This is a genomic window from Streptomyces sp. RP5T (genome assembly GCF_003933965.1).
GTDB lineage: Bacteria > Actinomycetota > Actinomycetes > Streptomycetales > Streptomycetaceae > Streptomyces.
The window spans coordinates 1-7,674 of sequence record NZ_RSAJ01000414.1 but is presented as its reverse complement, the minus strand read 5'-3'; the positions used below and the strand labels follow the sequence as shown (position 1 = coordinate 7,674).

The 7,674-nt window shown below is 70.5% G+C and carries 6 protein-coding genes; 1 reads left to right on the top strand and 5 read right to left on the bottom strand.

What is annotated here, in order from left to right:
* From EHS43_RS31760 to EHS43_RS31740, 5 genes are all read right to left on the bottom strand, one after another.
* Positions 1–1,720: endo-beta-N-acetylglucosaminidase (locus EHS43_RS31760; protein WP_125194135.1), on the bottom strand; the 1,720-nt coding region annotated here is incomplete at its 3' end.
* Between the two features lie 13 nt (positions 1,721–1,733).
* A complete protein-coding gene (locus EHS43_RS31755; RefSeq protein WP_125194134.1) occupies positions 1,734–2,981 on the bottom strand; it encodes a cellulase family glycosylhydrolase in 1,248 nt (415 codons plus the stop codon).
* A 28-nt stretch (positions 2,982–3,009) separates the two neighbouring features.
* The gene (locus EHS43_RS31750; RefSeq protein WP_125194133.1) at positions 3,010–3,840 is read right to left on the bottom strand and encodes a carbohydrate ABC transporter permease; all 831 of its coding nucleotides are present in this window, start codon (positions 3,838–3,840) and stop codon (positions 3,010–3,012) included.
* Complete coding sequence (locus tag EHS43_RS31745; RefSeq protein WP_125194132.1) at positions 3,837–4,775, bottom strand: carbohydrate ABC transporter permease; 939 nt, start codon at positions 4,773–4,775, stop codon at positions 3,837–3,839. Before EHS43_RS31745 ends, EHS43_RS31750 begins: the two co-directional genes overlap by 4 nt.
* Positions 4,776–4,777: 2 nt before the next feature.
* Positions 4,778–6,070: an ABC transporter substrate-binding protein gene (locus EHS43_RS31740; RefSeq protein WP_125194131.1), complete on the bottom strand. Its 1,293-nt coding sequence runs from the start codon at positions 6,068–6,070 to the stop codon at positions 4,778–4,780.
* Between the two features lie 219 nt (positions 6,071–6,289).
* Between EHS43_RS31740 and EHS43_RS31735 the strand changes: the two genes are divergently transcribed.
* Positions 6,290–7,300: a LacI family DNA-binding transcriptional regulator gene (locus EHS43_RS31735; RefSeq protein WP_125194136.1), complete on the top strand. Its 1,011-nt coding sequence runs from the start codon at positions 6,290–6,292 to the stop codon at positions 7,298–7,300.
* Positions 7,301–7,674: the final 374 nt, after the last annotated feature.

The following is a 7,674-nucleotide window of genomic DNA, read 5'->3' as shown; positions in this document are numbered from 1 at the left end:
GGGTGCGGGGGGTGTCGTACACGGCGATCCCGCCGAGCCGCCACTTCGCCGCGCCGGCGCCGGTGAGCCGCACGCCGAGGGCGTGGACGGACCCGGAGAGGCCGGTGAGCCGTACAGCGGAGGTCCGCCAGCCGTCGCCGCCGGTCACGGGGAGATGGGTGTACGGGGGTGTCTGCCCCGGCGCGTCCGGGTCGGCGGTGGCCACCGCGAGCTCGACGCCCACCTCGCCCTGGTCCGTCCGGTGGGTCAGCTCGACGACCGTGTCCGGGCCGATCGGCAGGCGTGTGGCGTACAGGTCCACGGTGACCGGTTCGTCCAGCACACCGTCCACGAGCACACTGCTGCCGCCCCGCCAGGCGTCCGCGAAGTCGAAGGAGACGGCCGGCCGCGTCCCCCGCGTCCGCACGATCCATTGCCGCGAGGGCAGCCGGTCCTGCAACCCGAGGTGGTTCCAGGGGGTCTCCGCCGTGACGCTCCCCTCCTCGTACCAGCGCAGCCCGTGCCCGGTGTTGAACACGCTCGCGAACGGCAGCGAGGTGACCGTCGACCGGTCGGCGACCGACACCGCCGGGGCCCGCCAGGGGTCCGTGTCGTCCGGCCGGGAGGGGTCGAGCGACGCGCCGGTCCAGAAACGGTCGTCGGCCGCGTGGAAGTCGCGCGGCGACCGCTGGTCGGCGGGCAGGTGGTTGCGGGTCCACTCCGGCCGGTACAGCCCGATCGAGGTCACATGGGCCCGGTCCCTGGGCACCATCGCGTCCCAGTCCTCGGACGTGTTCCAGCCACCGGACTCCACGTCCACTCCCGCCCACAACTCGTAGCGGCTGCGCCCCAGTTGCTGGGCGAGTGTGCCCGAGGAGGCCAGAGTGCCGGCCGTCCACCGGAAGTCGACGAACATGTCGTCGGCGGCCTCGAAGAACGCCTGGTTGCGGCTGTTCAGCGCGCCCTGCCAGCTCACCGTCCCGCTCACGGTCATCGAGTCGTACCAGGTGACCCGCTGCCCTCGCGCCGCGGACAGGGACTTCAACTCCCTGACGAAACCGAGCATGTCCGCCCCGAGAGCCGCGTCCCCTCCGCCGGTCTCCGCGTTGACGAACCAGCCGTCGAAGCCGTACGCCGTGGCGACCGCGACGAGTTGCGCCGCCAGGGGGTACCGGCCCGCCGCGTCCTTCTGGACCAGGTCCCGGGTCCACCGCAACTGCCCGCCGTAGGCGACCGGTGGCAGGAAGATGTTGCCGAGGACGGGCACGCCGTGGCGGTGCGCGGCGTCCACGATCGGGGCGTTCGGCGCGAGGATCAGCCCCTCGCCGGACGAGCCGCCCCAGAAGACCAGTTCGTCGACGTAGGCCCAGTGTCCGAAGGCGTAGTAGTCCGCGGTCGCCGAGCCCTGCGAGGGGTTGCCGGCCGTGGGCCCGAAGGAGACCAGCGACTGGATGCGGGCCTGACCGGCGCGTGCCGTCGGGTTGGCGGGCGTCGGGGTGAAGCGGCCGGCGAGCGGTACCGAGGCCGCGTTGAAGGCGAGGTCGGCGTCCTCGGCCGCCCGCCAGGCCTTGAGGCTGCGCCAGGTGATGCCGGTGCCGGGGCTGCCGGAGGGCAGGGAGTCCGGATACCAGTAGGTGGCGTAGGGCTGGAGGACGGTCGCCGCTGCCGCCTTCGCGGGCAGTGCGGGCAGCAGCGCCGCCGCGGTCGCGGCGAGCAGGACGGTGCGTCTGGTGGGGTTCACGAGCGGGTGCCTCCTAGTGGTCCTTGCGGGGTGGGAGTACCTGATCGGATGTGAGGACCTCGGTGATGCCGCGCGCGGCCAGGTGGTCCTGGTCGGTGGCACGGGTGTCGAGGACGGTGGTGGGGCGGGCGCCGTCGGCGACCAGCCGGAAGTACGCGTCGAAGGCGGGCCCGCCGGGCGCGCACAGCGAGCGGGCGGCGGGGTCGGAGGGGACGACGAGTGCGGTGGTACGACGTTCAGGCGCGGCCGAGCCCGCGCGCGCCGCCCGTTCCAGGACCCGGGCCGTGTCCTTCGGCTCTCGGGCGTTGGTCAACAGGCCGAGGCCGTACTCGAGTTCCGGGAAGTCGGCCAGTTCCCGCGACACGTCGTGGGAGCACCACCAGGTGATGCCCCACAGGTCGGGGCAGTCCAGGGCGCCGGCCACGGTGGCCTCGGTGAAGGCGGCGGCGTGCTCGGGCGGCACCAGGGGCGCCGGGGCGCCGACCTCCTGGAGCCAGACGGGCCGGTGCGGGTCGTCGGCCCAGGCCTTGCTCAGTTCGACGAGGTAGGCGGCGTGGTGCTCGGCCGGGACGGAGGTGCGGCCGTGGCGCTGGGCCGTGCCGTTGAAGACCCAGGAGTGCACGGCGGTGACGGCGCCTTGGCGGGCGGCCTGGGCGGGGGTGAAGGGCTGGTCGTCCTGGTACCAGGTGGCGTCGTACTCGGCGTGCAGGTGCAGCCGGCCTGGGGCGCCCTCCTCGCAGGCGGCCAGCATGCGGGTGAGCCAGGCGTCGATCTGCTCGGAGGTGGCCCGGTCCGGGTCGGGGTGGGGGCCCGCGGAGAACTGGTTGACCTCGTTGCCGAGAGTCATGCCGAGGAAGTTGGGCCGGTCCGCCAGGGCCGTCGCGAGGGTGCGCAGATAGGCGGCCTGGCCCTCGACGACCTCCGGGTCGGTGAAGAGGTTGCGCCGGTGCCAGGTCCGGGTCCAGGCCGGCAGGAAGTCGAAGCTGCTCAAGTGCCCTTGCAGACCGTCCACGTTGACGTCGAGTCCGCGTTCGGCGGCGGCGTCGACGAGCCGCACGAGGTCCGCCACCGCCCGCTCCCGGATCAGGGCGCGGTTCGGCTGGAAGTACGGCCACAGCGGGAAGACCCGGATGTGGTCGAGGCCCAGGGCGGCGATCGAGTCGAGGTCGGCGCGGACGGAGTCGAGGTCGAAGTCGAGCCAGTGGTGGAACCACCCCTGGCTCGGGGTGTAGTTGACGCCGAAGCGCACGGCAGAAGGCATACGGGATCCTTGGCTCTGGGGGGTTCGTTCAGCCCTTGACCGCGCCCTCGCCGACCCCGCGGAAGAAGTACCGCTGGAGACAGGCGAAGAGGGCGATCAGCGGTGCCACGGCGATGACCGTGCCGGCGGCGACGAGCCGTTCGTCGCCCGCGAAGGTGCCGTGCAGGTAGTTGAGTCCGATGGTCAGCGTGAACTTCGACGGGTCGCTCAGCACGATCAGCGGCCACAGGAAGTCGTCCCAGGCACCCATGAAGGCGAAGATCGCGACGACGGCCACCGTGCCCTTCACCGACGGCAGCGCGATCCTCAGGAACCGCTGCCAGACGTTGGCGCCGTCGACGTAGGCCGCCTCCTCGATCTCGTACGGCAGGTTGAGGAAGGCGTTGCGCATCAGCAGGACGTTCATGGCGCCGATGCAGCCGGGCAGGACCACGCCGATCAGGGTGTTGTTGAGGCCGAACTCCCGCATGGTGGTGAACTGGGCGATGATGATGCCCTCCACCGGCACGAGCATCGCCAGGATGAAGGCGAGCGTGGCCGCGCGGCGGCCCCGGTAGCGCAGTCGGGCCAGGGCGTATCCGGCGAGGGCCGAACCGGCGCAGTTGGTCACGACGTTGGCGGTGGCGACCTTCAGGGAGTTGAGGGCGTAGTCCCAGACGGGGATGGTGTCCGAGACCCGCTCGTAGTTGTGCAGGGTGGGGTGCTGCGGCAGGAAGCTCGGCGGGGAGCTGTAGATGTCCTCGGTGGGGCCCTTGAGCGAGGTCGACAGCTGCCAGAGGAAGGGGCCGATGGTCAGGGCGAGGACGGCGAGCAAGAGGACGTACCGCAGCACCAGTTCACGCTTGCGTACCCGCGTCACGACTCCGCCCTCCGGTCGGCGCGCAGCACGAGCAGCATCAGCGCGACGGTGACGACGAACACGACGATCGAGATCGCGGACGCGTAGCCCACCCGGCCGGTGAGTCCGGTGCCGGTGCGCTGGACGAGCATCACGAGGGTGGTGTCCTCACCGGCCGGTCCGCCGCTCGGGCCGGCCATCAGGTAGACCTCGGAGAACACCTTGAAGGCGGCGACCGAGGACAGCGCCCCGACGAGGGCCATGGTGGAGCGGACGGCCGGCACCGTCACCGTGACGAACCGCCGCACGGCCCCGGCCCCGTCGACCGCCGCGGCCTCGTGCAGCTCGCGCGGCACGTTGGCCAGCGCGGCCAGATAGATGATCATGTAGTAGCCGAGGCCCTTCCACACCGTGACGGCCATGGCGCTCAGCAGGAGCAGCCACTGGTCGCTCAGGAAGCCGATCCGGCCGACCCCGACGGATTCCAGCAGCGAGTTGATCAGGCCGCGTTCGTCGAGGAGCCAGACCCAGATGAGTCCGACCACGACGATCGAGGCGACGACCGGGGTGTAGAAGGCGGACCGGAAGAAGGTGATGCCGGGGATGTTCTTCTGGACCAGCAGGGCGAGCAGCAGCGGCAGGATCACCAGCGCGGGGACGACTCCGAGGACGTACAGCGTGCTGTTGCGCAGGCCGATCCAGAACATGTCGTCGTGCAGCAGCTCGCGGAAGTTCGCCAGGCCCACGAACTCGCCCGGGATCAGGGTGCGTTTGTCGGTGAAGGCGTTCACCAGGGTGGAGACGAACGGGTACAGGATGAAGGCGCTGATGACGATCAGGCCGGGTGCGGCGAACAGCCAGGGGCTGGTGGGCAGTTGGCGCCGCACCCGGCGCCCTCGCGGGACCTCGGGCACGCGGCTGTCGGGCCGGACCCGGGGGACGGTGGACGAGGACATGGCTATCCCTGCTGCTGGAGCAGCGTGTCACACGCCTTGACAGCGTTGTCGAGAGCGTCCTTCGGGCTTTCCTTGCCCTGGAGCGCCTTGGCGACCTCGTTGCGCAGGGCCGTCTTCATCTGCTCGCTGAACAGCACGGGCGTGTAATTGACCGCGTTCTTCAGGGACTTGGCTGCGGCGACCCGCACCCGTGTCTCGTCCGTCCCGTCCTCCTTGGTGAAGTACGGGTCGTCCAGTGATCCGGCGGTGCTCGGGAAGATGGCGACCTTCTTCGCGAACGACATCTGGTGCTCGGCGTCGGTGACGTAGTGCGCGAAGGCGACGGAGGCGGCCTTCTTCTTGGTCTGCGCGTTCACCATCACGCCCATCACGTACATGTTGACGTGGCCGGTGCTGGTGATCTGGTCGGTGATGCCGATGTTCTTGTAGAGATTCGGCGCCTGCTTCTTGAAGTTGCCGAGGTCCAGGGCGCTGCCGGGGTTCATGGCGACGGCCCCGGTGAGGAACTTCTTGCCGGAGGACTCGGGGGTGGCGGTGAGCGCCTGCGGGTCGAGGGCCTTGGCGTCGTACAACTCCTTGTACTTGGTGAGGAGTTCGACGCCCTTGCTGTCGTTGAAGGCGAAGGCGGTGCCCTGGTCGTTCATGAGCGGGACGCCGTAGCGGCCGAAGTCCTCGATGGTGGGCACGTTGGCGAGGGTGGCGACCTTGCCGTCGCTCTTCTGCGCCAGTTCGAGCGCGTCGGCGAAGAGGTCGTCGTAGGTCTTCGGCGGCTGGTCGGGGTCGAGACCGGCCTCCTCGAAGAGGGACTTGTTGTAGAAGAGCGGGCCAGTGTTGAGGTACCAGGGGAAGGCGTAGGTGCCGGTCATGCCCGGTATCCGGTGGCTGGCCCAGGCGCCGTCCAGGTACTCCTTGCGGTACTGTCCCGCCGCCTTGTCGAGGTCGAGCGCGAGGCCGGCCTTGGCGAGGGGCGCGACCAGGTCCGGGGAGACGTTGACGACGTCGGGCAGGGTGCCGCCCGCGGCGTCGGCGCTGATCTTGTCGGCGTAGCCCTCGGCGGGCTGGTCGATCCACTTGACCTTGGTGCCGGGGTACTTCTTCTCGAAGTCGGTGATCAGGCCCTCGAAGTAGTCCTTGAAGTTCGCCCGGAGGTTCCAGGTCTGGAAGGTGATGTCGCCCTCGACCTTTCCGGAGGCGTCGGACGAGCCTGTGTCGTCGCTGCCGGAGCCGCACGCGCTCAGCGGCACGAGGAGACAGGCGGCGGCAGCGGCAGCGAAGGTTCTGCGGGAAATGGGCACGGCGAACCGTTCTCCTTTGCGGCGGAGTTGGTCAACGACGGAGACCCTGCACGTCTCTCCGCAGGCCCGTCAATGCATCTCGCAGAGCTAATTTGTTTAGTGACTAATGCGCATTAGGTTGACGAAGCTGAACCGCATTAGTGCATACTGGCCCGACGAACCTACGGGGAATGGGGAAACAGCGTGTCAGGCAAGCGGTCACCGGTCCGCAGGCCCACGATGAAGGACATCGCGCGGCGGGCCGGGGTCTCCCAGAGCGCGGTCTCCTTCGCGTTGAACGGCCGGCCCGGGGTCTCCGAGGACACCCGCGACCGGGTGCGTCAGGTCGCCGAGGAGCTCGGCTGGCGCCCCAGCACCGCGGCCCGCGCGCTGTCCGGCGAGGGCGCCGCCACGGTCGGCTTCGTGCTGGCCCGCCCCGCCGAGACCCTCGGTGTCGACTCCTTCTTCCTGCAACTCGTCTCGGGGATACAGGAGGTGCTGGCCGAGCGTCATCTCGGGCTGCTGTTCCAGGTGGTGGAGGACGTCGAGGACGAGTGCGCGGTCTACCGGCGCTGGTGGGCCGAACACCGGGTGGACGGCGTCCTGGTGGTCGACCCGCGCACGGACGACCCCCGCACCGGAGTCCTCGACGAACTGGGCCTGCCGGGTGTGGTGATCGGCGGCGCCCCCGACGAACGCCATCCCGGGCTGTCGACCGTCTGGGCGGACGACGCGGGCGCGATGGCCGCGGTCGTGGACGAGTTGTACGCGCTCGGCCACCGGAGGATCGTGCACATCGCGGGCCTGCCGGGCCTCGCCCACACCGAGCGCCGCATCCGCACCCTGCGCGCGGAGGCCGAGCGGCGCGGTCTGACCGGGGTGAAGTCGGTGACCACGGACTACTCCGACGCGGAGGGCGCCGCGGTGACCCGCCGGGTTCTGGAGGCCTCCGCCGCCCCGACCGCGCTGATCTACGACAACGACGTGATGGCCCTGGCCGGAGTCGCCGCCGCGACCGAGCTGGGCCACTCGGTGCCCGGGGACGTGTCGGTGGTGGCCTGGGAGGACTCGGCGCTGTGCCGCATGGTCAAGCCGTGGCTGTCCGCCCTCTCCCGCGACAGCGTGGAGTTCGGCCGCACGGCGGCCACGGAACTGACCGCCCTCCTGGACGGCGGCCCGGCCCGGACCGTACGGGTACCGGTGCCGCGACTGATCGTGCGGGACAGCACGGGAGTTGCGCGGGGCGGCTGAAGCCGACGGGCGGACGGGTACCCCGGTGAGCACAATGGGGCCGGGTGCGGGCCCGGCGGCACGAACGCCGGGCGGTGGCAAGGCCGCCTGGAGGGAGCCGACTGCATGAACGGCGGCGTGGACGCGCGCGAGTTGTACGGCGGAGAACCGGCCGGTCGACGGAACCCCCGCCCTCGCCCTGGACCATCCGTCGAACCGCGGCCCCGAGGAGAGGCTCCTGACACCCGGCGAGCGGCACGAACGCCCTTCGCCTGGCGCCCGCCCCGGTAGCTGTCGATGGCCACCGGATCACCCATGAACCCGTGAACCGGTCGCCCCCGAAGCCTCTCAGACCTGGGACCGGTACAACCCGAACTCCTTGATCCGTACCGCCC

Excerpts from the sequence above, each read along its gene's own strand:
- EHS43_RS31755 (WP_125194134.1), bottom strand. The coding sequence starts at position 2,981 with ATGCCTTCTGCCGTGCGCTTCGGCGTCAACTACACCCCGAGCCAGGGG.
- EHS43_RS31745 (WP_125194132.1), bottom strand. The coding sequence starts at position 4,775 with ATGTCCTCGTCCACCGTCCCCCGGGTCCGGCCCGACAGCCGCGTGCCC.
- EHS43_RS31735 (WP_125194136.1), top strand. The coding sequence starts at position 6,290 with ATGAAGGACATCGCGCGGCGGGCCGGGGTCTCCCAGAGCGCGGTCTCC.